Origin of the sequence: Hydrogenophaga sp. ZJX-1, from assembly GCF_048590325.1 — a bacterium.
GTDB lineage: Bacteria > Pseudomonadota > Gammaproteobacteria > Burkholderiales > Burkholderiaceae_C > Hydrogenophaga.
Map to the genome: position 1 here is coordinate 560178 of NZ_JBMBRA010000003.1, position 26422 is coordinate 586599.

At 66.6% G+C, this 26422-nt stretch carries 27 protein-coding genes and 1 other RNA gene; 11 read left to right on the forward strand and 17 right to left on the reverse strand.

Annotation, left to right across the window (positions count from 1 at the left end; translation table 11 throughout):
• Window positions 1-45: 45 nt before the first annotated feature.
• The 7 genes from dksA to dapF all read right to left on the reverse strand — a co-directional run bounded on the left by dksA (window position 46) and on the right by dapF (window position 7303).
• Window positions 46-1434 (reverse strand): RNA polymerase-binding protein DksA, encoded by a 1389-nt coding sequence (gene dksA, locus ACN5W5_RS11485; RefSeq protein WP_420048639.1) that lies wholly within the window; start codon window positions 1432-1434, stop codon window positions 46-48.
• Window positions 1435-1476: 42 nt separating this feature from the next.
• A complete protein-coding gene (locus ACN5W5_RS11490; protein ID WP_420048640.1) occupies window positions 1477-2544 on the reverse strand; it encodes a CobW family GTP-binding protein in 1068 nt (355 codons plus the stop codon).
• 69 nt (window positions 2545-2613) lie between these two features.
• Window positions 2614-3798, reverse strand: a complete 1185-nt coding sequence (locus ACN5W5_RS11495; protein ID WP_420048641.1) for a class I SAM-dependent rRNA methyltransferase — start codon at window positions 3796-3798, stop codon at window positions 2614-2616.
• A 239-nt stretch (window positions 3799-4037) separates the two neighbouring features.
• Window positions 4038-4475 carry a DsrE family protein gene (locus tag ACN5W5_RS11500; RefSeq protein WP_420048642.1) on the reverse strand — a complete coding sequence of 146 codons (438 nt, stop codon included), beginning with the start codon at window positions 4473-4475 and terminating at the stop codon, window positions 4038-4040.
• Window positions 4476-4597: 122 nt separating this feature from the next.
• Window positions 4598-5608, reverse strand: coding sequence for a tyrosine recombinase XerC (locus ACN5W5_RS11505; RefSeq protein WP_420048643.1), 1011 nt, complete (start codon window positions 5606-5608; stop codon window positions 4598-4600).
• Between the two features lie 96 nt (window positions 5609-5704).
• Window positions 5705-6406: a DUF484 family protein gene (locus tag ACN5W5_RS11510; protein ID WP_420048644.1), complete on the reverse strand. Its 702-nt coding sequence runs from the start codon at window positions 6404-6406 to the stop codon at window positions 5705-5707.
• Window positions 6407-6427: 21 nt separating this feature from the next.
• Window positions 6428-7303: a diaminopimelate epimerase gene (gene dapF / locus ACN5W5_RS11515; RefSeq protein ID WP_420048645.1), complete on the reverse strand. Its 876-nt coding sequence runs from the start codon at window positions 7301-7303 to the stop codon at window positions 6428-6430.
• 203 nt (window positions 7304-7506) lie between these two features.
• Between dapF and ACN5W5_RS11520 the strand changes: the two genes are divergently transcribed.
• From ACN5W5_RS11520 to ACN5W5_RS11550, 7 genes are all read left to right on the forward strand, one after another.
• Window positions 7507-8541, forward strand: a complete 1035-nt coding sequence (locus ACN5W5_RS11520; protein WP_420048646.1) for an ABC transporter ATP-binding protein — start codon at window positions 7507-7509, stop codon at window positions 8539-8541.
• A 68-nt stretch (window positions 8542-8609) separates the two neighbouring features.
• Window positions 8610-9902, forward strand: coding sequence for an ABC transporter substrate-binding protein (locus tag ACN5W5_RS11525; RefSeq protein ID WP_420048647.1), 1293 nt, complete (start codon window positions 8610-8612; stop codon window positions 9900-9902).
• Between the two features lie 148 nt (window positions 9903-10050).
• Complete coding sequence (locus tag ACN5W5_RS11530) at window positions 10051-10974, forward strand: ABC transporter permease (RefSeq protein WP_420048648.1); 924 nt, start codon at window positions 10051-10053, stop codon at window positions 10972-10974.
• A gap of 2 nt (window positions 10975-10976) precedes the next feature.
• Window positions 10977-11867 (forward strand): ABC transporter permease, encoded by an 891-nt coding sequence (locus ACN5W5_RS11535; protein ID WP_420048649.1) that lies wholly within the window; start codon window positions 10977-10979, stop codon window positions 11865-11867.
• The gene (locus tag ACN5W5_RS11540; protein WP_420048650.1) at window positions 11864-12589 is read left to right on the forward strand and encodes a GntR family transcriptional regulator; all 726 of its coding nucleotides are present in this window, start codon (window positions 11864-11866) and stop codon (window positions 12587-12589) included. Before ACN5W5_RS11535 ends, ACN5W5_RS11540 begins: the two co-directional genes overlap by 4 nt.
• Window positions 12590-12591: 2 nt before the next feature.
• Entirely contained in the window at window positions 12592-13338 is a 747-nt protein-coding gene (locus tag ACN5W5_RS11545; RefSeq protein ID WP_420048651.1) for an aspartate/glutamate racemase family protein, read from the forward strand.
• 53 nt (window positions 13339-13391) lie between these two features.
• Window positions 13392-15089, forward strand: a complete 1698-nt coding sequence (locus ACN5W5_RS11550) for an MBL fold metallo-hydrolase (protein ID WP_420048652.1) — start codon at window positions 13392-13394, stop codon at window positions 15087-15089.
• 41 nt (window positions 15090-15130) lie between these two features.
• On the opposite strand, the gene ACN5W5_RS11555 is transcribed toward ACN5W5_RS11550, so the two are convergent.
• On the reverse strand, window positions 15131-15985 hold the full coding sequence (locus tag ACN5W5_RS11555; protein ID WP_420048653.1) for a Crp/Fnr family transcriptional regulator: 855 nt from the start codon (window positions 15983-15985) through the stop codon (window positions 15131-15133).
• Between the two features lie 160 nt (window positions 15986-16145).
• On the opposite strand from ACN5W5_RS11555, the gene ACN5W5_RS11560 reads away from it, so the two are divergent.
• Complete coding sequence (locus ACN5W5_RS11560; RefSeq protein ID WP_420048654.1) at window positions 16146-16844, forward strand: Crp/Fnr family transcriptional regulator; 699 nt, start codon at window positions 16146-16148, stop codon at window positions 16842-16844.
• On the opposite strand, the gene rnpB is transcribed toward ACN5W5_RS11560, so the two are convergent.
• From rnpB to ACN5W5_RS11575, 3 genes are all read right to left on the reverse strand, one after another.
• Window positions 16839-17185: RNase P RNA component class A (rnpB, locus tag ACN5W5_RS11565), an RNA gene on the reverse strand. The genes ACN5W5_RS11560 and rnpB overlap by 6 nt on opposite strands.
• 32 nt (window positions 17186-17217) lie before the next feature.
• Window positions 17218-18582 (reverse strand): MATE family efflux transporter, encoded by a 1365-nt coding sequence (locus ACN5W5_RS11570; protein ID WP_420048655.1) that lies wholly within the window; start codon window positions 18580-18582, stop codon window positions 17218-17220.
• Between the two features lie 44 nt (window positions 18583-18626).
• On the reverse strand, window positions 18627-19232 hold the full coding sequence (locus tag ACN5W5_RS11575) for a DUF2239 family protein (RefSeq protein ID WP_420048656.1): 606 nt from the start codon (window positions 19230-19232) through the stop codon (window positions 18627-18629).
• A gap of 141 nt (window positions 19233-19373) precedes the next feature.
• Here ACN5W5_RS11575 and ACN5W5_RS11580 point away from each other — a divergent pair, with 141 nt between their 5' ends.
• On the forward strand, window positions 19374-21209 hold the full coding sequence (locus ACN5W5_RS11580; protein WP_420048657.1) for an NAD(P)/FAD-dependent oxidoreductase: 1836 nt from the start codon (window positions 19374-19376) through the stop codon (window positions 21207-21209).
• A 104-nt stretch (window positions 21210-21313) separates the two neighbouring features.
• Window positions 21314-21958 carry a glycine zipper 2TM domain-containing protein gene (locus ACN5W5_RS11585; protein ID WP_420048658.1) on the forward strand — a complete coding sequence of 215 codons (645 nt, stop codon included), beginning with the start codon at window positions 21314-21316 and terminating at the stop codon, window positions 21956-21958.
• Between the two features lie 89 nt (window positions 21959-22047).
• On the opposite strand, the gene erpA is transcribed toward ACN5W5_RS11585, so the two are convergent.
• From erpA to rplM, 5 genes are all read right to left on the reverse strand, one after another.
• The gene (erpA, locus tag ACN5W5_RS11590) at window positions 22048-22413 is read right to left on the reverse strand and encodes an iron-sulfur cluster insertion protein ErpA (protein WP_086121452.1); all 366 of its coding nucleotides are present in this window, start codon (window positions 22411-22413) and stop codon (window positions 22048-22050) included.
• Between the two features lie 113 nt (window positions 22414-22526).
• Window positions 22527-22925 (reverse strand): bactofilin family protein, encoded by a 399-nt coding sequence (locus ACN5W5_RS11595; protein WP_226464895.1) that lies wholly within the window; start codon window positions 22923-22925, stop codon window positions 22527-22529.
• A gap of 24 nt (window positions 22926-22949) precedes the next feature.
• Complete coding sequence (locus ACN5W5_RS11600; RefSeq protein ID WP_420048659.1) at window positions 22950-23591, reverse strand: DUF6776 family protein; 642 nt, start codon at window positions 23589-23591, stop codon at window positions 22950-22952.
• Between the two features lie 175 nt (window positions 23592-23766).
• Window positions 23767-24159 carry a 30S ribosomal protein S9 gene (rpsI, locus tag ACN5W5_RS11605; protein ID WP_177132263.1) on the reverse strand — a complete coding sequence of 131 codons (393 nt, stop codon included), beginning with the start codon at window positions 24157-24159 and terminating at the stop codon, window positions 23767-23769.
• Window positions 24160-24171: 12 nt separating this feature from the next.
• On the reverse strand, window positions 24172-24603 hold the full coding sequence (rplM, locus tag ACN5W5_RS11610) for a 50S ribosomal protein L13 (protein ID WP_177132266.1): 432 nt from the start codon (window positions 24601-24603) through the stop codon (window positions 24172-24174).
• A 229-nt stretch (window positions 24604-24832) separates the two neighbouring features.
• On the opposite strand from rplM, the gene ACN5W5_RS11615 reads away from it, so the two are divergent.
• Entirely contained in the window at window positions 24833-25747 is a 915-nt protein-coding gene (locus ACN5W5_RS11615; RefSeq protein ID WP_290970227.1) for a 23S rRNA (adenine(2030)-N(6))-methyltransferase RlmJ, read from the forward strand.
• Window positions 25748-25785: 38 nt separating this feature from the next.
• Here the strand turns inward: ACN5W5_RS11615 and ACN5W5_RS11620 are convergent, their stop codons facing one another.
• Window positions 25786-26265, reverse strand: coding sequence for a CAP domain-containing protein (locus ACN5W5_RS11620; protein WP_420048660.1), 480 nt, complete (start codon window positions 26263-26265; stop codon window positions 25786-25788).
• Window positions 26266-26422 lie beyond the last annotated feature (157 nt).

Below are 26422 nucleotides of genomic sequence, written 5' to 3' on the forward strand. Positions count from 1 at the left end.
CAGCGCCGAGGGGTTGTTGGTGTTGTCGTGTTTCCGGACCGGGGATCAATCCCCGAACATCTTCTGCTTGAGTTCACGGCGCTGCTGGGCTTCAAGCGACAGGCTGGCGGTGGGGCGGGCCATCAACCGTGCCACGCCGATGGCTTCACCGGTTTCCTCGCAATAGCCATAGTCGCCCGCGTCGATGCGGGCAATCGCCTGCTCGATCTTCTTGAGCAGCTTGCGTTCGCGGTCACGGGTCCGAAGTTCCAGCGCGTGCTCTTCTTCGATGGTGGCGCGGTCCGCCGGGTCGGGAACGACCACGGTGTCTTCCCGCAGGTGTTCGGTGGTTTCGCCAGCGTTGGCCAGCATGTCGGCCTTCAGGAGCGACAGCTTGCGGCGGAAGAACGCCAGCTGCACCTCGTTCATGTACTCGTCGTCGGGCATGGCCTGCACGTCCGGGTCGGTCAGCTGCTCAACCGGCAGGTTCTTCCAGTTGTTGACCCGCTTGGGGTCTTTCTGGATGGAGGATGGCACGGGAGGGGTCATTACGCGTTCGTTCATGGTGGAGAAGGTCGCCTTGACGGCATCGGGTGCGTGGGTGGGAACCACCGCGGCCTGCGTCATCTGCTCCATCATCACCTTTTTGGCCGCGCGCTTGCCCAGAGGGCGAGGCGTTGATTCGACCACAACAGGCGCGGGAGCGGGAGGGGGGCGCTTGGCAACAGGCGCCGACGCCACCGTGGCGACGGGCCGGGTGGGCTTGGATGGGACGGTTGCCGCAGAGGTGGCGACCGCCTTGGTTTCTGGCCGGCCTTTCGCAGCCGGTGTCACCTTGGTCGGCGTTTTCGCCGCCATGGATGTCTTGGCTGCCGCGCTCGCGCGGGCGTCCACGGCCTTGGGAGCAACTTTGCCCGCCGTTTTGGCAGCAGGCGCCTTCTTGGCGGGCGCAGCCTTCTTGGCGACCGGCTTGCTGACCACCGAAGGCGCACGCCCTGACTTCACAGCGGTTTTGGGAGGGGTTTTGGTCACGGCCTTGGCGGGCGCTTTCGGCACGGATTTTGATGGCACGGCTGGCTTCTTCTTGGTCGACACCGGCGATACCTGCCCCTTGGCCGCCTTGGTCGCGGTTGGGGTGGTTTTCGCTGTCCTGGTAGCCGGGGCTTTCACAAGGGGTCTCCTCTCAGTGCCTGTCAATGCCTGGACTCGGGGCTGTGCGCTGCCGCCAACCAGTGGCTGCGGCGCGTCACCATACGCCGGCTGCGCCGGCTGCTTTGTTGTTATACCCCGTTTGCGGTCCGACGCCGGACCGCGCTCGGCCCGCAGGCTTGAAGCAGACCTGGCCGGACGTTGGGCGCCCGACTTGGGGCGCGATTGTAACGATGACGACGTAGTGGGCACTGACATGGCATCCGATCGGAAGCCAAGGCGTTGGAGAAGCGAGACAAACAGCACGTTCAGGGCGGATTCTGGGGGTGGAAACGGGTGATCTCCGGCTCACACCAGCGACTGGTCCAATCCTTGAACCAGGATGTCCCGCGGCAGATCGAGTCCGATGAACACCATCTTGCTCACCCTTGGCTCCCCCTCGGCCCAGGCCGGTCCGAGGTCGCTGCCCATGAGCTGGTGCACGCCCTGGAAGATCACCTTGCGGTCGGTGCCCTGCATGTCGAGCACGCCCTTGTAGCGCAGCATGCGCGGACCGTACACCTGCACGATGGCACCCAGGAAATCTTCCAGCTTGGCCGGGTTGAAGGGCCGGGTGGTGCGGTAAACGAAGCTTTTCACATCGTCGTCGTGATGGTGGTGGTGACCGTGGCCTTCGTGACCGTGCTGGTGCGAGGGGTGGTCGCAGGCTTCGCCATGCTCGTGATCGTGGTGCTCATGCCCATGGTCGTGCTCGTCTTCGACCTTGAGGAAGTCCGGGTCGATGTCGAGCTTGGCGTTCAGGTTGAAACCGCGCAGGTCGAACACCTCGTTCAGCGCCACCTCGCCGAAATGCACCGGGCGCATGGGCGCGCGCGGGTTCATGTGTTTCAGGCGGTGAATCAGCGCGTCCAGCTCATCCTTGTCCACCAGATCGGCCTTGCTGATGAATATCTGGTCGGCAAAGCCCACCTGGCGGCGCGCTTCCTGGCGGTCGTTGAGCTGCTGGGCGGCGTGTTTGGCATCCACCAGGGTCAGGATGGAGTCGAGCAGGTACTGCTCGGCGACCTCGTCGTCCATGAAGAAGGTCTGTGCCACCGGGCCGGGGTCGGCCAGGCCGGTGGTCTCGATCACGACGCGGTCGAACTGCAGTTCACCCTTGCGCTTCTTCTCGGCCAGGTCCTGCAGCGTCGCGCGCAGGTCGTCGCGGATGGTGCAGCAGATGCAGCCGTTGCTCATCTGGATGATGTTTTCCTGCGTGTCGGCGACCAGGATCTCGTTGTCGATGTTTTCTTCGCCGAACTCGTTCTCGATCACAGCGATCTTCTGGCCGTGCGCCTCGGTCAGCACGCGCTTGAGCAGCGTGGTTTTGCCCGAACCAAGAAAGCCGGTGAGGATGGTGGCGGGGATCAGGGACATGGCGGGAAAAACTCCGGCAACGGGGGAACGGGAACGCGACAGCGGGGGAGTGTATGCGACCTGTTGGTTCTACGCCTTTTTCATCACCACCAAGCCCTTGAGGTATTCGCCTTCGGGGAAGTTGATCGTCATCGGATGGTCACAAGCCCCGCCCAGGCGCTGCAGGATGGCGCCGTCCACACCAGCGTCCAGCCCGGCCGAGGCCACGATCTTGTGGAACAGTTCCACGCCGATGCCGCCGGAACAGGAAAAGGTGAACAACACGCCGCCCGGGGTCAGCAGCTTGAAGGCCTGGCGGTTGAGGTCTTTGTAGGCGCGGGCCGCGCGCTCGGCGTGGGCCGCCGTGGGCGCGAACTTGGGCGGGTCGAGCACGATGGCGTCGAAACTGCGGCCTTCGGCCACGAACTGGCGCAACGAGGTGTTGACGTCGGCATCCATGAAACTGGCCTGGGCCGGATTCAGCCCGTTGAGCAGCAGGTTGGCGCGCGCCTGCTCCAGCGCCGGGCCGGACGAGTCGATGCTGGTCACGTGCCCTGCCCCGCCCGCCAGCGCGGCCACGCTGAAGCCGCCGGTGTAGCTGAAGCAATTGAGCACCTGGGCAAACCCCAGGCGTTTCGTGTACTCGCACAGCGCCAGGCGGCTGTCGCGCTGGTCGAGGTAGTAGCCGGTCTTGTGGCCCTGAGCGATGTCCAGGCCCAGGCGCCAGCCGTGTTCCTGCAGCTCCAACGCCGTCTCGCCGCTGCCGCGCAGCCAGCCGGTGGCATCGGGCAGGCCTTCGAGCTTGCGGCTGCTGGTGTCGGAACGTTCGTACAGGCGCGGACAGCCGGTGAGTCCGATCAGCGCGTCGGCGATGACCGCCTTCCAGCGCTCCACGCCACAGGCGGTGAACTGCGCCACCAGCGTGTCGCCGTAGCGGTCCACGATCAGGCCAGGCAGGCCGTCGGACTCGCCGTGCACCAGTCGGATGCCGTTGCTCTGGATTCCCAGACGCGTGCGCAGGGCGATAGCACGCGCCAGCGTGTCGCTGAAGAAAGTGGCGTCGATGCGTTGCGCCTCGTCAAAACTCCAGGCGCGCACGCGAATGCGCGAGCTCGGCGAGAACGCACCCCAGGCGAGGAACTGCCCCTCGTGGCCCTCAACGCGCACGGTCTCCCCGGCATCGCCGCCACCGCGGGCGACCGCGCCGTCAAACACCCAAGGGTGGCGGCGTTGCAGCGAGCGCTCTTTCCCGGGCTTGAGTCGAATTATTTTCATGTGGCCTATTGTCCCCCCCCCGCGCCGCCTGCGGCGTCACCCCCCAGGGGGCGGCACTGGCCGTCCGGCAAAGCCGGCCCGGCGGTGCCCTGGGTTCAACGCCCCCTCAGACCATCCAACACATCTCCGGCGCGATGTGCTCTACGCCAGGATGCGGTGGAACCGGCTTTGCCGGGCCACTCGCATCGCCCCCTTGAGGGGGTGACGCGCCGCTGGGCGCGGCGCGGGGGTGGGTCAATTCACGGCCGCAGATAGACAAAACCTTCGCGTGCCTGCAGTCGGGCAACTTCGGCCACACCCGACGGCACGATCTTGGCTTCCATCGCGACCTTGCCGGGATCGATCTTGCGCGAGACCAGTGTGTTGTTGCAGACGCGGAACTCCACACCCTTGGCCGCCAGTTCGCCGATGGCGCCGGAAAAGGGCTGCTCCATCTGGTTGGTGGCGCCGTCCAGCAGGAAGTCAATGCCCAGGCCATGGGCCACGACCACGATCTTGGCCTTGGGGTCGGCCGCCAGGTGGTTGCGGATGTTGTTGATGGCGCGCGAGGCCTGGGGAATACCCTCGCTCATGTGGTAGACGGTCTTGATGACGTCGTCGGCCGCCTGCGCCGACAGCGAGGTGGCCATGAGTCCCGCGAGCAGCAGCGACTTGAGGGCAATGAGAAACTTGAGCATGGTGGTCTCCAAGGATTAAAAAGCAATTGCTTATAGAGCGATTGTCGGGGCTGGGCCGGCAAATCCAACAGGGATAACCCGACCCCATCACCCGGGCATCCAGGTCCGGCACTGCTGGCCGGTCAACGCCCGGGCTTGCGCGCTGGCGCCACCTCCACCGCGGGCGTGCGTGCGGGGCCATCACCGCCCGCATCACCGGCACGCGTCAGCGCCCGCGGGTGGGCCGCATCGTAGACCTGCGCCAAGTGCTGGAAATCAAGCCGGGTGTAGACCTGCGTGGTGCTGATGCTGGCATGCCCCAGCAGTTCCTGCACCGCACGCAGGTCGCCACTGGACTGCAGCACGTGGCTGGCGAACGAATGGCGCAGCATGTGCGGGTGCACCGGCGTGGCCAGGCCCGCCAGCAGCGAGCGGCGCTTGAGCCGCACGCGGATGTGTTGCGGCGTGAGGCGCTGGCCGCGGCTGCCGATGAACAGCGCCGGGTCGTCCTTCGCCCAGTCGCCGCGCAAGGCCATCCACTGATCCAGCGCGGCCAGCGCGGCGCGTCCCACCGGCACGCTGCGGCGTTTGGAACCCTTGCCCAGCACGTGCGCCTCACCGGCCTGTGCGTCGATCCAGCCGCGTGCACTGCTGCTGGCGGTCGCGTCCAGCCCCACCAGCTCACCGATGCGCAGACCGCAGCCGTAAAGCAGCTCGGTGATGCAGCGGTCACGCGCTTCCAGCCGCGGGTCGTCGGCCTCTTTCTCGTAGGAGGCGAGCTGCACCGATTCGTCCACGCCCAGTGCCTTGGGCAGCGGCTTACCCGCCTTGGGGGCACGCACGTCCTGCACCGGGTTGTGGTCGATCAGGCCCTGGTGGCCGAGCCAGACATAGAGGCCGCGCCAGCCCGAGAGGATGAGTGCAATGCCGCGCGCGCTGCGCCCGCCGCTGTGCATCTGTGCCACCCAGCGGCGGATGTGGGCGTTCTGCACCTGGCGCAGTGCCACGCCTGCGAGCTGCGCCTGCTGCACCAGTTTTTCCAGATCGAGGGTGTAGAGCGCCAACGTGCGCTCCGCGAGGCGCTTCTCCACCCGCACATGGGTCAGGTAGGCCCGCACAAGGGCGGCGTCATCGTCGTTGTTGGTGGCGTTCATGTGTGCGATCAGACGGCCGCCGGGCCGCCCCAAGGCAGACCTGCTCCCTCGGGGGACAGCTCACGACAGGAAGTGACCCGCGTGGGGGTCATGTCCTCAGACCGCGGCAGCCGGGGCCACCGGACGCAGGCGCGAGAGCGCTGCGCTGGTGAGTTCGCCAATGCGCTCCAGGAAATCGGTGCCCATGTCGGCCGAAAAGCGCTGGGCGTCCGACGAGGCCAGCACCAGCAGGCCAAAGGCCTGGGGCGCGATCCCGGCGCGCAGGGGAATCAAGGCCAGCGAGGCCGCGGCCGCCGGATCGCCCAGCCACTGCGCGGCCTCCAGCCCCGGGTTGGCGCCGCAGTAAGGCAGTGTGAGCGACGAGGCGAACGCCATCACGTCTTCGCTGGCACCCTGGGCATAGGGCTCGGCCGCGAACTCGGGCGCAACGCCCCAGACCTTGATGGCCACCTGCGGTACCAGGAACTGGTCGGCAATGCCACGCGCCGCAACGGCGGGCAGATCGTTGGCCAGGCGCGTGAGCAGCAGCTCGCGCGTCCAACGCTGCAGCTTGTCGGCAATGGTCGTGTTCTCCTGGCCGTGGCGGATCATTTCAGCGGCCTTGAGCTCCAGCCCCTTGATCTTCTCGCGCAGCATCTCGGCCTGCCGCTCCTGCAGGCTGACGGCGCGCTTGCCATGCGGACTGGTGAGCTGCACCGTCCCGAGCACATCGGCGTGGCGCTCAAAGAAATCCGGCGTGTTGGCCAGGTAGTTGGCAATGTCGTCTTCGGTGATCGGGGGGATGGTCTGATGGGTCATGGTGGTTCGGTTCGCTGAGGTTCAGGCGAGGTCGGGTACGTCGATCTCACCTTCGAAGACGGTGGTGGCGGGGCCGGTCATGAACACCGGGGCGTCGTGCGCCGGGGTGTCCTGCCACTGAATGGTGAGCACGCCGCCGTGCGTTTGCACATGGACTGTCGAATCCAGCAGGCCCAGGCGGATGCCGGCCACGACGGCGGCGCAGGCGCCGGTGCCGCAGGCCAGCGTCTCGCCTGCGCCGCGCTCAAACACGCGAAGGCGCACCTGGCCACGGTTGACGATCTGCAGGAAGCCAGCGTTCACGCGAGCCGGGAAGCGCGGGTGCCATTCAATCTGCGGACCCTGGCTCAGCACGGGCGCGGTGTCCACATCGTCCACCAGCTGCACCGCGTGCGGGTTGCCCATGGAGAGCACACACACCAGCGCCTCGCCGCCACCGGGCAAGGCCAGTGGCCAGCGATCGAAATTCCCCATGGCCTGGGCCTGCAGACCGCTCGCATCAAAAGGCACGCGCTCCAGCACAAACACCGGCGCGCCCATGTCGACCGTGACGCGGCCGTCATCGTTCAGCGCCAGGCTGATCTCGCCGTGCTTCACTTTCACACGCACCGGGTTGGCGGTGGTCAGACCCTTGTCGTGCACGTAGCGCACGAAGCAACGCGCGCCATTGCCGCAGTGTTCGACCTCGCCGCCGTCGGCGTTGTGGATCACGTATTCGAAGTCGAGACCGCTCCCGGGCGATGGCCGCACGCTCAGGATCTGGTCAGCGCCGACACCGAAATGCCGGTCGGCCAGCCAGCGGTATTGCGCGTGGCTCAGGCCGAGGCGCCCGCGCGTCTCGTCGAGCACGACGAAATCGTTGCCCGCGCCCTGCATTTTGGTGAACCGGATGTGCATGGGCGGATTATCCGTCCATAGCGGTGCGCACCGGCAGGCCGCATCGCCGCAGCGTGGTGCGCTTCACGCCGGTGCACACGCACCGCGACGGCCCTTCAACCCTCTCGAAAACCATTTTGCGCACAAAGTCTGTGCTGTTTTGTATGCAATCAGGTGCACATTGCATACAAAGCAGCTGGCACGGTTGATGCACTACGGCTGTCATGGATGACCACACACCCCAGCCCGCCGCCATCGAACTGATTGCCCTCACCAAGCGCTACGCCCAGGGCAGCGTGGCGGTGGACAGCATCGATCTGCGCATCGCACCCAACAGCTACTGTTGCCTGCTCGGTCCCTCGGGCTGCGGCAAGAGCACCACGCTGCGCATGATCGCCGGCCACGAAAGCACCACCAGCGGCGACATCCTGCTGGAGAACCGCAACATCACCGGCCTGCCCGCCGCCGCGCGCGGCACGGCCATGATGTTCCAGAGCTTCGCGCTGTTCCCGCACCTCTCGGCGCTGGACAACGTGGCCTTCAGCCTGAAGATGAAGGGGGTGGAAAAAACCACCCGCCAGCGGCAGGCGCAGGACCTGCTGGAGCGCGTGGCCATGGGCCACCTGGCGCAACGCAAACCGGGCGAGCTTTCGGGCGGACAGCAACAACGCGTCGCACTGGCACGCGCGCTCATTACCCAGCCGCGCGTGTTGCTGCTCGACGAGCCACTCTCCGCGCTCGACCCCTTCCTGCGCATCCAGATGCGCGCCGAGCTGCGCCACTGGCAGCGTGAACTGGGCCTGACCTTCATCCACGTGACCCATTCGCAGGAAGAGGCCATGGCCCTGGCCGACACCATGGTGGTGATGAACCACGGTCGCATCGAACAGGTGGGGCCCCCGCACACCGTCTACAACCGTCCCGCCAGCGAGTTCGTGGCGCGCTTCATGGGTGGCCACAACGTGCTCAACACCACCGACGGCAAGGTGGCCGTGCGCAACGACCACATCCAGCTCGCGCCCGCCCACAGCGGCAGCGGCTGGCCGGCGACGATCAGCGACGTGGAGTACCAGGGCACCTATGTGCTGCTGGGCCTGAAGCTGAACGGCACCGACGACCGCGTCTCCGTGATGCTGCCCGAAGCCGCGTTCGTGCAACAGCCCTACGCCCCCGGCGACAGCGTGAACCTGACCTGGGCTCCCTGGCAGGCCCACACCTTCCCGCCGGTGCTCGACACGCCGGTCGCCACGGCGGCCTGAACCCGCGCGACCCTCTTCTTTTCCTCTCGTTTTCCTCCCCCGCAACCCAACCCACTGGAGCTCGACCCATGTCCGATTCGATCAAAGACACGCCCGCCAACACCGTTGCCGGGCTCTCCCGCCGCAGCCTGCTGCAAGGCACCGCCGGCATGGCCGGCATCCTGGCCAGTGGCATGGCGCCCGCCGTGCACGCGCAGGAAAAAATCACCCTGCGCTACCTGGGCACCGCGGTGAACCAGGACAAAACCATTGCCGAGAAGTTCGAGAAGGACACCGGCATCAAGATCCAGTACGTGGCCGTGACCACCGACGACGTGACCAAGCGCGCCGTCACCGCGCCCAACAGCTTCGACCTGATCGACACCGAATATTTCTCGCTGAAGAAGATCGTACCCACCGGCAACCTCAAGGGCATCGACGTCAAGAAGATCAAGAACGCCGACAAGATCACCCCGCTGTTCACCACCGGCAGCGTGGCCGGCAAGGCCGTGGGCGACCAGGGCACCGCGCCCAAGAAGGTGATCTTCCTCGAAGGCGAAAAGAGCAAGGTGTTCGCCAAGGCGCCGACGCAGTTCATGAGCCTGATCCCCACGGTCTACAACGCCGACACGCTGGGCATCCGCCCCGACCTGATCAAGCGCCCGATCAACTCCTGGGCCGAGCTGCTGAACCCCGAGTTCAAGGGCAAGGCCGCCATCCTGAACATCCCCTCGATCGGCATCATGGACGCCGCCATGGTGGTCGAAGCCATGGGCCTCTACAAGTACCCCGACAAGGGCAACATGACCAAGGCCGAGATCGACCTCACGATCAAGACCCTGATCGAAGCCAAGAAGGCCGGCCAGTTCCGCGCGCTGTGGAAGGACTTCAACGAGTCGGTCAACCTGATGGCCTCTGGCGAGGTGGTGATCCAGTCGATGTGGAGCCCGGCCGTGACCGCCGTGCGCACCAAGGGCATCGCCTGCAACTTCCAGCCGCTGAAAGAGGGCTACCGCGCCTGGGCCGCCGGCTTCGGCTTGCCTGCCACGTTGAGCGGCCGCAAGCTCGACGGCGCCTACGAGTTCATCAACTGGTTCCTCGACGGCTGGGCCGGTGCCTACCTGAACCGCCAGGGCTACTACAGCGCCGTGCTCGACACCGCCAAGGCCAAGATGGAAGCCTACGAGTGGGCCTACTGGATGGAAGGCAAGCCCGCCGCCCAAGACATCAAGAGCCCGAACGGCGACGTGCTGGCCAAGGCCGGCGCGGTGCGCGACGGCGGCAGCTACGAAGCGCGCATGGGCGGCATCGCCTGCTGGAACGCGGTGATGGATGAGAACGAGTACATGGTCAGGAAATGGAATGAATTCGTCGCGGCCTGACGGCCTCCCCCCGCGCCGCGCCTGCGGCGCGTCACCCCCCTGAGGGGGGCAACACGAGCGGCCCGGCAAAGCCGGTTCCGCCGTGTTCTGGGTTAGTGCATTTCGCACCGGCTAGCTATTTGGTTCTTTCTTCCGTTCTTTGGTCCCTATGAGCAGCACATCCACCGCCACCGCCGGTCCTGTCGCCGACAGCCCGAACCGCACGCTGCACGCCTGGTGGCAGGCGGCGCCGTTCACGCTGGTGTTCGTGCTGTTCTTCCTCATTCCGCTGGGGCTGATCGTGATGGTCAGCTTCTGGGATTTCAACGAATACGAGCTGCTGCCCGCGTTCACGCTGCGCAACTACGCCGCCATTTTTGAAGGCTGCTCCACGCTCACCGAGCACGGCGATTTCTGCGTCTCGCTCTCCACCTATCTGTCCACGCTGAAATTCAGCCTGCTGGTGTGGGTGATCACGCTGGTACTGGGTTTTGCGGTGGCGTATTTCCTGGCCTTTCACGTGCGCTCGTCGGGCATGCAGACGGCGCTGTTCGTGTTGTGCACCGTGCCGTTCTGGACCTCCAACGTGATCCGCATGATTTCGTGGGTGCCGCTGCTGGGGCGCAACGGCCTGGTGAACCAGAGCCTGCAAGGCATCGGGCTGATCGAGACGCCCATCGAGTGGCTGCTGTTCTCCGACTTCTCGGTGGTGCTGGCCTTCGTGCACCTCTACACCATGTTCATGATCGTGCCCATCTTCAACAGCATGATGCGCATCGACCGCAGCCTGCTCGAAGCGGCCAATGACGCCGGCGCCAGTGGCTGGCAGACGCTGTGGAACGTGATCGTGCCGCTGTGCAAGACCGGCATCATCATCGGCTCGATCTTCGTCATCACCATCGTCATGGGCGACTTCGTCACCATCGGCGTCATGGGCGGACAACAGATCGCCTCGGTCGGCAAGATCATCCAGGTGCAGACCAGCTACCTGCAGTTCCCGCTCGCAGCCGCCAACGCGGTGATCCTGCTGGCCGTCGTGCTGATGATCATCTGGGGCCTGACGCGCCTGGTCGACATCCGAAAGGAGCTGTGAACATGGCCCACTCCACCGAAACCCGCTCCGCAGGCTTCTGGCCGCTGGCCGCCGTCTTCGCGCTCTTCGTGCTGTTCATGTACGGCCCGATGTTCGTCATCTTCGTGCTCTCGTTCCAGGGGCCGGAGGGTGGCCTCACCTTCCCGCTGCGGGGTGTGTCGCTGCACTGGTTCCGCCAGCTCGCCGAGGGCCTCGGCACGGTGGACATCGGCGCGGCCTTCCTGCGCTCGCTCATGCTGGGCGGCGTGGTGATGCTGTTCACCGTGCTGCTCTCGGTGCTGGCGGGTCTGGCGTTCCGCAAGAAGCTGAGCGGCGGCAACGCACTGTTCTACGTGACCGTGGCCAGCCTGATCATGCCGTCCATCATCGTGTCGCTGGGCATTGGCCTGCAGTTCCGCCTGCTCGACGGCGGGCTCAAGTGGCTGCTGGAAGCGGTGGGAGCCACCACCACGCTGGAGGAATACGGCACGGCACTCGGCCTGTTCACCTCGGCGCTTGGCGCACACCTGACCTGGACACTGCCCTTCGGCCTGCTGATCATGTTCGCGGTGTTCAACCGCTTCAACCCGGCGTACGAGGAAGCCGCGCGCGACCTCGGCGCCACACCCTGGCAGACCTTCCGCCACGTGGTGCTGCCACTCATCGGCCCGTCGGTGGTGGGCATCGGCATGTTCGGCTTCACCCTGAGCTGGGACGAGATCGCCCGCACCTCGCAGGCCATCGGCGACGTCAACACGCTGCCGCTGGAACTGCAGGGCCTCACCTCCACCGTCACCACGCCGGCCATCTACGCGCTCGGCACCGTGACCACCGTGGTCTCTTTTGCGGTGATCGGCGTCACGGTGGGCGTGGCCATGCTCCTGAGCCGGCGCCAGAAGGGGAACACCGCATGAGCGCCACCCGCGTCCGCAAGACCGCTGACGAGGCGCCAGCGCCCCTGTCTGACAACGACATCTACGAGCGCATGGTCTCCGCCATCCTCGACCACCAGCTGCCGCCCGGCACCAAGCTGGTGGAAGACCGGCTGGCCGAGGCCTTCGGCGTCTCGCGCACGCGCATCCGCCCGGTGCTGGTGCGGCTCGCCAACGAACAGGTGGTCACGCTCACGCCCAACCGCGGCGCGTCCATCGCCCAGCCCAGCGAACAGGAAGCGCGGGAGGTGTTCGAGGTGCGGCGCATGATCGAGCCCACGCTGGTGGAGCGCTTCATCGCCTCGGCCACCACGGCCGACATCCAGACCCTCACCCGCTGCATCCGCGACGAAGAGGCGGCACGGGCCGCGGGCGACATGCGCCGCGCGATCCGGCTCTCGGGCGACTTCCACCTGCACATCGCCGACCACGCCGGACACGACACGCTCGGCCGCATCCTGCGCGAACTGGTTTCGCGCACCTCGCTGATCCTCATGACCTACAGCGCGCCACACCACCAGGCGCGCGAAGACGCCACAGCCTGCGGCTGCCAGGAACACCGCGCCCTGCTCTCGGCCATCAAGCTGCGCGATGCTCGCGAGGCCGCGCGCCTGATGCGCGAGCACCTGGAGCGGCTGGAGTCGCAGCTGAGCTTTCGGCCCACGCGCGAAGCCACGCCCGACCTGATGCAATTGTTTGGTTGAACATGAAACAGCTGCTGGTCATCAACCCCAACACCTCGGAGCGCGTGAGCGCGCTGCTGCAGACCCACGTGCAGGCCGCCGCCGGTCTGCACGTGACGGTGCGCACCGTGACCGCGCGTTTCGGCGCCCCCTACATCGCCGACGAAGCCAGCTACGCCGTGGCCGCCCACGCCGCGCTCGACGCCTGGGCCGCCGCACTGGCCAGCCCCGAACCCCCACCCGACGCGGTGCTGATCGGCTGCTTCGGCGACCCCGGCCTGATGGCGTTGCGCGAGTCCAGCCCCGCGCCCGTCACGGGCCTGGCCGAAGCGGCCTTCATCGAAGCCGCGCGCCACGGCCGCTACGCCATCGTCACCGGCGGTGAGCGCTGGGGCCCGATGCTGCAGCGGCTCGCGCAGGCGCTCGGCCAGGCGCAGCAGCTCGCCGGCATCCACACCGTGGTGCCCACCGGGGCACAGCTCGCCGCCGACCCGGCCGCCGCCCACCGCCTGTTGGCCCAGGCCTGCCGCGACGCGGCCCACCAGTTGGGTGTGCAGGCCGTGATCCTCGGCGGCGCAGGCCTGGCCGGCATGGCTGCCGCCATCCAGAGCGATGTGCCGGTGCCGGTGATCGACAGCGTCACCGCCGGCACCCACTGGGCGCTGCGCACACCGCCACTGCCACCGGCGCGCAGCACCCCGGGCTTCGACATCGCCTGGCAAGGCCTGTCGTCCGAAATGTGCGCACTCGCGCCGACCCCGGCGGACTGATCCAGCCCCGGGAGGCGACAGCCGGGTCGCGCCCGCTGTCGCACAATGCGCGGATGGTCCGCTCATCCCAACTGCTCCACCCTGCCCGCACGCCCGCTGCCGTGCGCCCCGCCGCCACCGTGCTGCTGCTGCGCGACTCGCCGCAGGGCATCGAAGTGCTGATGACCCGCCGCTCGATGACGGCCAGCTTCGCGCCAGGTGCCTACGTGTTCCCCGGTGGCGGCATCGACGCCGCCGACGCGCAGTCGCACGGCCAGTCCACCCGCCGCGCGACGCAGAGCGACCTGCACCTCACGCAGGCCATCGCCGCCATCCGCGAGAGTTTTGAAGAGCTGGGCATCCTGCTCGCGCGCCGCGCCGACGGCTCGCACCTGGGCACGGGCGAGATCGCCACGCTCGACCGCAAAGCCCCGTTTGCCGAGCAATGCGCAACACAGGGCCTCACGCTGTCCGGTGCCGACGTCTTCGTGCTCGCCCACTGGATCACCGACCGCGACCTGCCGCGCCGCTTCGACGTGCCTTTTCTGGTCGCGCGCATGCCCGAAGGCCAGGAACCCGTGGCCGACGAATCCGAGCAGTTCGAACCCGTCTGGGTGCGACCTGCCGACGCGCTGGCGCGCCACGCGGCTGGCGGCTTCTTCATCATCTTCCCGACCGTCCGCACGCTGGAGCGGCTGCAGGCCTACCCGAGCGTGCAGGCGGTGCTCAATGCTTGCGCGGTGAACGATGAACCCCTGTTCACCAGCTGTCCGCGCGCGGGCCTGATGAACGGCCACGAGTCGCGCCACATGGAGCACGAACCGCCCTTTGGCGAACTCGCGCTCGTCTGCCCGCATGGCCAGATCGTGCACGAGCTGGCCTGGCAGACCGAGCGCCCGGTGCCGCTGCTGAAGAACGTGCAACGGCTCACCGCGCCCAACCCCGGCTTCATGACCGGCCCGGGCACCAACAGCTACCTCGTGGGCGACCCGGTGAGCGGCCACATCGCCATCGACCCCGGTCCGGACATCCCGGAACACATTGAACGCCTGTGGCGCGCCGCGGGCGGTGACATCCGCGCCATCGTCTGCACCCACTCGCATCCCGACCACTCGCCGGGCGCGGCGCGGCTGCAGGCTTTGTGTGCCGAGAGCCCCCCCATCCTCGGCCTGCCCAGCGCTTCCACGGCGCGCGAGAACAGCCGCTTCACCCCCGAACGCGCGCTGTCGGACGGCGAGCGTCTCGTGCTCATGGGCTCGGCGGGCGATGCCATCAGCAGCCACACCCTGCAGGTGGTGCACACCCCCGGCCACGCCGCCAACCACCTGTGCCTGCTGCTCGAAGAAGACGGCCTGCTGTTCAGCGGCGACCACATCCTCAACGGCAGCACCACCGTGATCGACCCGCCCGACGGCAACATGGGTGCCTACCTCGACTCGCTCGACAAGCTGGACCGGCTGTGCGAGGCGCACGGTGTCGACTTCATCCTGCCCGCGCACGGCTACGTGCTGGGCGACCTGAAGCAGACATCCGACAACCCGAGCGCGCCAGAACACGGCGGTGCCCGCGCGGCCATTGCGCACCTGAAAGCCCACCGCCTAGCGCGCGAAGCCAAAGTGGGGCGAGCCATGCAGGCACAACCCGAAGGCACGATGGACGACTGGGTGAAGCTCGCCTACGACGATGTGCCCGAGCGGCTCTGGCCGGTGGCCAAACGCTCCCTGCTCGCGCACGTGGAACGCCTCCAGAGCCTGGGCGGTTTCAACCTCTGAAGAGAACGATCCGTTGGCCAAACACCGGCGCGCCCGCCGGATCAGGGGGTGCGTGAAAGCAGCGGGTCGGTCTGTTGTTTGACCTGCTGAAGGCAACCGCACGAACGCTGAGCCAACTGCGCACGGTCCAGCAGGGTGATGCGGCCGCTCTGCTGCTCCACAACGCCTTCGGCGGCCAATTGGCTGGTAGCCAGCGCCAAGGCCCCAGGCTCGGCACCCAGCCAGGTCCCCAACGTGGCCGGTTCGATGTGCAACACCGAACCCGGCACGCGGTCAAAAGCGTCCTGCAACCAACGGCTCAGTCGCTGGTACAGCGTGTGCTGCAAACGACAGAGCGCGGCCTGCGACATCTGTGCATCCAGTTCCTGCAGATAGCGAAGCACCACCTTCAACTGGGTTTCGTCGGGCTGCGGACCCTTGTTCAGCGCCGCTGCCGGCAACCGCCACGCGCTGCCTGGGTGCAACACCTCGGCGCGCAGGCGTTCAGTCGAGACACCCAGAAAGGGGGCCACCCCCACCAGTCCGTCGCTGCCCACCAGCGCCAGCGGCGCCTCCAGCCCATCGGGCCCGACCGCGTGCAGCAGGCCCACCAGGGCACCCTCGGGAAAGTACATGAATTCGATGGGAGCGTCGGGCGTCAGCAAGGTGTACCCCTGGCGCAGTTCGACCCGTTCCAGACTCGAAAGCCAATGCCGTCGATCCACTTGGGCCAGAGCGGCAAGAACCCGGTTGGTCGGCTGTTCGACTGACAAATTCGGAGCTCCCGCCCGGGGGCGATCAAAAGGAATCTGGGGTACCGAGGCTGCGGCGTCGGCGGTGGTCCAGTGTAGGCGCAAAGCGCCCGGACACTGTTCGATACCGTACATACCGAGCCAGGCCGCGACGAACAGGCCCACGCGGCGGTGCTTCCCGACGCGACAGACTGCAAGGGCAGCCAGCCGGGCAAGCGGGCGCAAGCCACGTACACTGCAGCGCTGCAGGCGCCTGTCTGCAGCAGAAACACGGCCCGACGGCTCTCTTCGAAGCGTTGTCTTTCAACCATGAACGGGCTCTCGATTGAACTTGTTGCACAACGGTCTGGTGGCTCAACTGCCGCCCACCGACCAGGGCCTGCTCCTGCGCCGATGTGAGCCCGTGGAGCTCAAGGCGGGCGAGATCCTTTCAGCACCGGGTGCGGCCAGCGGGCACGTCTACTTCCTCCTGAGCGGCACCAGCGTGGCGCTGGTGGTGCGCAATGGGGGCGATAGCGGGCTTGCGGTGGGACTCGCGGGCCGGGAGGGCGCAGTGGGCCTGCAGTTTGCGCTGGGACTGGGTGCTGGCCATTTCACGCTGCTGGTGCAGAGCAGCGGTGCGGCCTTTCGCGCCGACGGTGCGGTGCTGCAGCGCCTGTCAGACCGGCGCCTGGGCATGTTGCGGACCTTCGCCGGCTACCTCTGGGGCTTTTCTCAGGAAGTGGCCGAACTGGCTGCGGCGGCCCAGGTGCAGGACATCCCGGCGCGGCTGGCCCGCTGGATCCTGCTCAGCCAGGCACGAACGCACCAGACCGAACTGCAGCTCACACACGCCCACCTCGCCGACATGCTGGGGGTGCGCCGGGCGGGCGTCACGCTGGCGGCGCGAAACCTGAAAGACAGGGGTCTGGTGGACTACCGCCGCGGACGCATCCAGATCCTGAACCTCGAAGGACTGGCCACCGTGGCACACGCCCGCCAGGGCGCCCGGGGCGACCTGCTGGATGACAACGAATTAGTGTGAAGCGCGCCGATACGCCGGATTTTGTGCATGCAGAACCCTCTTGCGAAGGCCCGCATGTGACCGTCATTCATCTGGGCCGGGGGTCACCCACCCGGCTCGGTGCTACCTACCCGCCAGCTCCGCGGAACCACGTCAACGCTGGCCTATTTGGTATTGCTGCGCGTAGAGATTGCCCGTTTCACCCGCACTGAAGCGGCTCGTCTCTGTTGCTCTGATCCTCACCTTAGGGCCTTGCGGCTTGTCGGTGGAGAGGTGTTACCTCCTACGCTGTCCTGTGCAGTCCGGACGTTCCTCCAGTGCGCCCTTTCGGGCCATGCACCAGCGACGGCCTGGCGCGCTTCACCCAGCGATTATCGCCTGCCCGGACCCTGCGTCATACCAGGCGTTCGAGCTTCATGAAGCGCCACACCAGCTGGTGGTAGCCGGTCTGCAGCGCCAGCATGGCCGCGTAGGTCACGGGGAAGGCCATCCACACGCCCTCCAGTCCGAAGCGCTGGTTCAGCCCGTAGGCCACCGGCAGCTGCACCACCAGGATGCAGGCGATGGAGATCGACACCGGCACCAGCACCACGCCGCTGGCGCGCATGATGCCGCCCACCACCGACTGGAAGCCGAACAGCAGCATGCTCCACAACATGATGTGCAGCAGGTGCTCGGCCTGCGCCAGCACTTCGGGCTGCGTGATGAACAGCCCCAGCATCCCGTGCGACAGCGCGTAGCCCAGCAGCACCAGCGAGCCGGTCACGCACACGTTCATCCACAGCCCCGTGCGCAGGATCGCGCCAAGACGCCCGGCCCGGCCCGCGCCGATGGCCTGCGCGCCGAGGATGGACGCGGTGATGGCGATCGACAGCGCGGGGAACTGCACGTAGTTGACGATCTGCGTGACCGCACCGTAGGCCGCCGTGGCCTTCGAGCCGTGACCGTTGACGAGCGACAGGATCACCAGCTCCGAAATCGAGATCACCACCATCTGCAGCCCGGTGGGCAGGCCGATGCGCATCACCTGGGTCAGGATCTTGCCGTCCAGCCGAAGGGACTTGAGCAGCGCCCTGTCAGGCGCGAGCACGCTGCGCTTGCGCAGCAGGCGCCAGGCCAGGAACCCCAACGATGCCGCCTGGGACACAAAGCCCGCCAGCGCCGCGCTCTGGATACCCAAGGGCGGCAGCCCCAGCCAGCCCTTGATCAGGGCCGGGGTCAGCACCAGCCCCAGGCCGGTGGACAACAGCAGGGCCAGCAACGGCGTCACCGTGTCGCTCACGCCGCGCAGCAGCTGCGTGTAGAGGATGACCACCAGCAGCAGCGGCATGAGCAGCATCATCACCCGCGCGTAGGCGGTGGCGTCGTCGAGCACGTCCGCCGGTGTGCCCAGCAGTTGCATGCCTTCGCGCGCGAACACGCTGCCCAGAAGCGCCGCCACGATGCCGATCAAGGCGCCCAGTGCCAGCGCCGAGCCAGCGATGGCCTGGACCTTCTCGGGCTCCCGTGCGCCCCAGGCCTGGCCGATCAGCACCGAGGCGCCCGCGCCCAGGCCGATCACCAGCGAGATGAAGAAAAAGAAGATCGGAAACATGCCCGACACCGCCGCCAGCGCGTGGGTGCCAAGCATCTGGCCAATGTAGATGCCGTTGAGCGTGCCCGAGAGGCTCTGCAGGAAGTTGGACAGCACCATGGGCACAAGAAACACCAGGTAGATGCGCCAGAGGGGTTTTGCTGGGCTGGAAGGATGGGGTGGCATGGTTTGGAACGCTGAGCAATGGATGAGGTGTGGAGCGGCAGCGCTCAGGTGGTGCTGGTGACCGCGCGCGGCGTGGCGGCAAAGGCGTCGCGGGCGAGCCAGGCGAGGTGGTCCCGCACATCGGCGGGCCAGTGGGCGGTGCGGTGGGCGAACGCCCCGGCATCCTGCGCGAACAGCGCCCGCGAAGCCTCTTCGAAGCCGGGCAGACCGCCGCCGATCGCGCTCATGAAGCGGTAGACCCGCTCCTTGGCCAGGCGTTGCGCATCCTGGTCGCCCTGGCTGCGCCGCGCTTCTTCGACCAGCCGGCGCAGGGCGGCCGACGCGCCACCACGTTGCTGCGCCAGCCACGCCCAGTGGCGCGGCAACAGCGTGACCTCGCGCGCCACCACGCCGAGACGCGGCCGGCCCACGCCCGGCGCAACGGTCGCCGCTTCGGACGCGTCCGGGGGACCGCCGGCGGGCTGCGCGGCGGCATAGCCGGCTGGCCAGGGGTGGTCCACCTGGGTGCCGCTGGCGTCGTCAAACACCAGCAGGCCTCCAGCGCTCAGGTCCAGCGCGCGCAGCGCCTGGTCCACCTCGGCGTAGGAGCCGTTGGCGACGCGGCGGTGGCCGAGAAAAGCGGTGCAGGTGGGAGTGGTGACGGTGCTCATGGCGCTAATTTTATACGGGTTTTATTATTTTACCCGGATTTATTTAAAACCATCCACCGGCGGCCTCGCACACCCCAAAGCCGGTTGCGGGTTTGACGACAATAGGGGCCCCTTGCTTGATAAACACAAGCCCTCTTCACCATGATCCGACTCTCCGAACTCAAGCTCCCGCTGGCCGACGTACCGGCCGAACACCGCCGCGCGTCCGACGCGCCGTCCGAGACCGACGAGGACCGCATCCCGCCGCCGCATCCGGTCGAGGCCCTCACCCGGCTGGCTGCCCAGGTTCTCGGCATCGCGCCAGAGGTCATCGACCACCTGCACGTCTTCAAACGCAGCTTCGACGCCCGCAAGGCCGAACTGCTGGCCGTGTACATCGTGGACGTGACGCTGGCCGATCCGGCGCTGGAGCCTGGTCTGCTGGCCCGCTTTGCGAACAACCCGCACGTCCAGCCCACGCCCGACATGGCCTGGCACGCGCCTGGTCACGCGCCCACCGGCTGGCCGGCCGACGAGGCGGCTCGCCCGGTGGTGGTTGGCCTCGGTCCCTGCGGCCTGTTCACCGCGCTGGCACTGGCGCAAATGGGCCTGAAGCCCATCGTGCTGGAGCGCGGCAAGCCGGTGCGCGAGCGCACCAAGGACACCTGGGGCCTGTGGCGCAGGAAGGTGCTCAATCCGCAGAGCAATGTGCAATACGGCGAAGGCGGGGCCGGCCTCTTTTCGGACGGCAAGCTCTACAGCCAGATCAAGGACCCGCGCTTCCTCGGTCGCAAGGTGATGCAGGAGTTCGTGGACGCGGGCGCTCCGCCCGAAATCCTCTACCAGGCGCACCCGCACATCGGCACCTTCAAGCTGGTGAAGGTGGTCGAGGCCATGCGCGAGAAGATCATCGCGCTGGGCGGCGAGATCCGCTTCCAGCAGCAGGTGGTGGGCCTCGCGCTGGCACCCTCAAGCGAGGGCCAGCAGCAACTGACCGGCCTGCGCGTGTTGCAGCTGGACAGCGGGGCGATCACCGAACTGCCCGCGCGGCGCGCCGTTCTGGCGCTCGGCCACAGCTCGCGCGACACCTTCGCGCTGTTGCACGATGCCGGTGTGTTCCTCGAAGCCAAACCGTTCTCGGTCGGCTTCCGCATCGAGCATCCGCAAAGCGTGATCGACCGTGCGCGCTGGGGCCGCCACGCCGGCCATCCGCTGCTGGGTGCTGCCGACTACAAGCTCGTGCACCACGCCAAAAACGGCCGCGCGGTCTACAGCTTCTGCATGTGCCCGGGTGGCACCGTGGTGGCGGCCACCTCCGAGCCGGGCCGCGTGGTCACCAACGGCATGAGCCAGTACTCGCGCAACGAGCGCAACGCCAACGCAGGCCTGGTGGTGGGCATCGACGTGGCTGACTTCCCGCAGACATTTCCAGAAGACCTGCCGCTCTGGACCGCCGCCTTCGGTGAGGCCGATGGCGCGCGTTACGCCACGCAGGCCCAGGCACTGGCCGCACAAGGCCAGACGCACCCGCTCGCCGGCATCGTGCTGCAGCGCCAGCTGGAAGCCCGGGCCTACGAGCTCGGCGGCGGCACCTACGAAGCACCCGGTCAGCTGGTGGGCGACTTCGTGACCCAGACACCGTCCACCGCTCTCGGCACGGTGGACCCGTCGTACAAACCGGGCGTGAAGCTCGGCAACCTCGCGCCCGCCTTGCCCGATTTCGCCATCGAGGCCATGCGCGAAGCCATCCCCGTCTTCGGCCGCAAGATCAAGGGCTACGACATGGCCGATGCCGTGCTCACCGGCGTGGAAACGCGCACCTCGTCGCCGCTGCGCATCACGCGCGGGACCGACTGCCAGAGCCTGAATACCCGCGGGCTCTACCCGGCGGGCGAGGGCGCGGGCTACGCCGGCGGCATCCTCTCCGCGGGCGTGGACGGCATCAAGGTGGCCGAGGCGCTGGCCCGCGATCTGCTCGGCATGCCTGCGCAAGCTTGAAGCCGACACCAGACGTTACAAGTCTGGCCGCAGCTTTACACAGGCTGTAAAGCGGCTTGACACAAGCGCCGCACGATGGAGGCTCCTCAACCAAGGAGCTTTCCATGAAATCCCCTGACCGTTCCATCCTCCTCCCCGTCCTCACCGGTGTGATCGCCCTCGCCGGCGCCGGTGCCGTCCAGGCCCAGGATGAACGCGCCCGTGTGCTCAGCAGCAAACCCATCATCCAGCAAGTGGCCACGCCGCGCGAGGTGTGCCAGAACCAGACCGTGACCGTGCCCGGCCACAAGTCGGGCGCCGGTGCGCTGATCGGCGGCATCGCCGGTGGCGCCATGGGCAATGCCATCGGCGGTGGCAGCGGGCGCGCGGTGGCGACGGCCATCGGCCTGTTCGGTGGTGCCGTGCTCGGCAACCACATCGAAGGTCGCGGACAGCCCCGCACGCAGACCGTGCAGCAGTGCAGCACCCAGACCTTCTACGAAAACCAGACCGTGGCCTACGACGTGGTGTACGAGTACGCCGGCCGGCGCTACAACGTGCAGATGCCCGAAGAACCGGGGCGCTACGTCCATGTGAACGTGCAACCCGTCATCGCCGCACCGGCACCGCGGCAGCAGATGCAATACCGCCCGGCGCCTCCGGCGGAACCCGAAGTGGTCTACATCGGTGGAACACGCCAGTATCCTGAGGAGTACCGCGTTCATCGCCGGGATCGCGAGAACGAGCAATGGGATCGCAACTGGCGCTGAAGTCCGGATCACACCCACAAAAAAGCCCCGTCAAAATTGACGGGGCTTTTTGTTGGCCGGGAAGCGCAGTGCGCTTCGACAGCGGTCGATCAGACGCTGAAGCTGGAGCCACAACCACAGGTGGTCGAGGCATTGGGGTTCTTGATGACGAACTGGGCACCCTCCAGGTCTTCCTTGTAGTCGATCTCGGCGCCGACCAGGTACTGGTAGCTCATGGCATCGATCAACAGCGAAACGCCGTTCTTCGTCATGGTGGTGTCGTCTTCGTTGACCACTTCGTCAAAGGTGAAACCGTACTGGAAACCGGAGCAGCCGCCACCTTGCACGAACACGCGCAACTTGAGGTCCGGGTTGCCCTCTTCGGCCACCAGCTCGGCCACTTTGGCCGCGGCGCTGTCGGTGAAGACCAGCGGTGCTGGCATGTCGGTCTGGATGTTCTCTGCAACTGCGCTCATGGGGGGTCCTGACATAGGTCTTGGGCCGCTTCCGGGGGCTTCCTGAACACGGCTGGTGGACGCCATTCGTCCACATCTGATGCAATGCTATAGCAAATCGCTCGGGTTTGCGCTCAGCCGTTGTTTGCCGCCAGTTTGAGTGTGGGTTTGTCTTCGAGACCACCGGTCATGGGTTTGAGCTGACCCGAGATCGTGGCGCCCTGGTGCATCTCCAGGGCCTTGTAGGACACGTCGCCCTCGATCCGGGCCTTGGGCTGCAGTTCCAGCAGATCGAACGCCAGCACGGGGCCCTTGACGCTGCCGTTGATGATGACGTGGTCGGCATGGATCTGGCCGGTCACGGTGGCCGATTCGCTGATCACCAGGATGCTGGACTGCTCATCGCTGGCGCGGATATCGCCCACCACATCACCGTCCACCCGCAGTCCGTCGTGGAAAAACACATTGCCTTCAATGCGCGTTCCATGGGCGATCAGGCTTTTGATGGGGGGTTGCTTCTTCTTGCCAAACATGGAGTTCTCCGAAACGACAGTTGATTAAAGCTTGATGGTGTGCATGGCCTTGACCGCGCCATCCTGCAGGATTTTTGCGGTCACGGTTTTTAACACGGCCTGTTCGGGAACGTCCACCAGCCCCTCTTGGCGCAGATAGCCCTTGATCAGCACCGGTTGCGGCGACGGCGCCTGAACGACCGACCAGGGCTTGCCCTCCAGCGTGCCGGCAAAGGTCACCTCCAGCACACCCCTGAAATCGGGGGCATTCTTGGTGGCCTGGATCAGCAGCACCTGCCATTTGAGCTGGTTCTGCGCCAGGCGATCGACCTGCAGGCCGCGAATGTTCAGTGCGCCACTCCCCGACCCCGGGATCAGCCGCTCGAAGAACCCCAGGTCACCGCGCAGCACCTGGTTGTCGGCCTCCAGCTGGCGGATCTGCTGCACCAGTTGCGCCTGGGCCGCCTTCTCCGCCGTCAGCAGGCTCTCCGAGGTGTTGGAGACGGACTGCGCCCGCACCAGTTCGGCACGCAGGTCCTGCACCTCGTTGCGCAGGCGCTCCAGTTCCTGTTTGGCGTTGCGATCCAGCCCGGCGATGTCTTTGCCCACCTCGAACGCCCAGAGCGCGAGAGCCCCCGAGAAGCCAAGCACCACGGCACCCAGAAGCCAGCGAAACGGCCAAGGCATGGCACTGCGCACCGAAACCCGGGGCGCGCTGACGGTGAGCCGTCGTCGCAGGAGACGCAACCTCATTCAGACACCTTTCGATTGGAATTTGAGACCCCGGATCACACGGCCCCCAAATGCAAAAACCGCCCCAAGACAAGCTTGCAGGCGGTTTTTGCGGCAGAAGCCCGGCGCTTTAGCGCTTGCTGAACTGCTTGGCGCGGCGTGCGGAACGCAGACCGACCTTCTTGCGTTCGACTTCGCGGGCATCGCGCGTGACGAAACCGGCTTGCGACAGGCTCGGCTTGAGCGTGGCGTCGTAGTCGATCAGGGCGCGGGTGATGCCGTGGCGCACAGCGCCGGCCTGGCCGGATTCGCCGCCACCGTGCACGTTGACCATCACGTCGAAGGTTTCGGCGTGGTTGGTCAGCAGCAGCGGCTGCTTGGCGATCATGATCGAGGTTTCACGGCCGAAGTAGGACTGGATGTCCTTGCCGTTGACCACGATCTGGCCGGAGCCTTTTTTCAGAAACACACGGGCGACGCTGGATTTGCGACGGCCGGTGCCATTGTTCCATTCACCAATCATCTCAAGGCTCCTTTAGAGTTCCAGCACTTGCGGCTGTTGGGCGGTGTGGGGATGCTCAGCACCGCCGTACACCTTGAGCTTCTTGATCATGGCGTAGCCGAGCGGGCCCTTGGGCAGCATGCCCTTGACGGCCTTCTCGATCGCGCGGCCAGGGTGCTTGGCCTGCATGTCGCGGAAGTTGGTGGCGTAGATACCGCCCGGGTAACCCGAGTGACGGTAGTAAATCTTGTCGAGGGCTTTGGTGCCCGTCACGCGGATCTTGGACGCGTTGATGATGACGATGTAGTCACCGGTATCGACGTGAGGCGTGTAAATGGCCTTGTGTTTGCCGCGCAAACGGAGAGCCACTTCACTGGCAACTCGTCCGAGGACCTTGTCGGTCGCGTCAATCACAAACCACTCGTGCTTCACGTCAGCTGGTTTGGCGCTGAACGTAGTAGTCATGAGATTTCTCTTTGAAGGAGGGTTTGGCGGCTCTTTTCCACGGTCGGTTGTTCTCTGTCGGAACACTCTTAGGTGGGGGTTTGCACCCCGGTTGCCCGGTGTGCGGTCTTCGTCGCGGAGCCTTGCGTTTCGCTGCGAAGCTTTCCATTGTACGAAATATCGGTACCGATTGGCAAGTTACAGATGGGCGGCGGGTGACCGGGTCGCCAGGGGGCGCTACCATCGACCCATGTTCAGTTACCGACACGCCTTCCACGCCGGCAACCACGCCGACGTGCTCAAGCACATCACCCTCATCGCCACGCTGCGCCATCTGATGCAGAAAGAAGCGGGCATCACCCTGGTGGACACCCACGCCGGCGCCGGGCTGTACCGGCTGGACGGTGACTACACGGAGACCGGTGGTGAAGCCAAGGACGGCGTGGTCAAACTGATGGCCGCCCTGCGTCCGGCCGGCGCCGCACCCGTGGCCGCCGCGCCGGTGATCGACGACTACCTCGACCTGATCGCCAGCTACAACCCCTCGGGGCTGCTCCGCGTCTACCCGGGTTCGCCCTTTGTGCTGCATTCGCTGCTGCGCACCGAGTCGCGCGACAAGCTCAAGCTGTTCGAGCTGCACCCGACCGACAGCCGCACCCTCAACGCCAACATCGCCCAGCTCGAAGCCGGGCGCCAGATCGCCGTGGCGCTGCAGGACGGCTTTGAAGGCGTCAAGCCTTTGCTCCCGCCGCCACCTTCGGCCACCGGCTCCAAGCGCGCCGCGGTGCTGATCGACCCCAGCTACGAGATCAAGAGCGACTACGGCAAAGTGAGCGCCTGCATACAGGAACTCATCCGCCGTTTCCCGACCGGCACCTACCTGGTGTGGTACCCGATCATTCCGCGCCCGGAGGCGCACGACCTGCCCCGCCGGCTGAAGACCCTGAGCAACCAGGCGCAACGGCCCTGGCTGAACGCGACACTGGCCATCGGGCAAGACCCCACCCACGGCCCGGATGACCGGCCCGGCCTCACGGCCAGCGGCATGTTCGTCATCAACCCGCCCCACACGCTGAAAGCGGCGCTGCAGGTGGCCTTGCCCCAGTTGCTGACCCACCTCGGCCGGGGCCGCGGCAAAGGCCAGACGCTCGACACCGGCGGCTGAAGCCGCCGCACGGTGGCGCCAAGGCCCTGGCACCGGTTTCAGGGCCGGGCCAGCACCATGACCCAGTAGTGGCCAAACCGGCTGCCCGATTGCCGCACACAGCTCACGCCCACCGCCTCGAACTGTCGGCTCATGAGGTTGCTGCAATGCCCGGGGCTGGAGAGCCAGCCGGCGATGACGCTGTCCACCGTGGTTTGCCCGCCCGCCAGGTTCTCGCCCACCGATGTCCAGGGGTAGCCCTCGGCGGCGACCCGCTGGGCCAGGGAACGCCCGTCCAGGCTGGTGTGGGAGAAGTAGTTCCGGGTGGCCATGTCACGGGCATGGCGGGCCGCGGCTGAAAACAGGCGTTGATTCCACACCAGCGGACCGGCAGCCGGCATGACCGAGTTTCCGCAGGAACGGGCCACGGCCCGCGCGGCGTTGAGGCGCTGAGCCAGCGCCGCCTGAAAACCCGGCAGCCCGCAAGCGGTGCTGGCATCCAGAGCCACCCCTTCGGAAGCACGGTCCGCGACAAACACCCACTGGTCCGTTGTCCCGCCGACCGCCGCCGTTCCGCTGTGGCCCACTCCCGCTGTGAACCCCGCCAGCAACGCGACCGTGAACCGGGCGCAGCGTTGCGACCAGGGGCTGGCGCGAAAAGGAAAAGGCCTGTCAGTGGGCGACATGGATCCGACT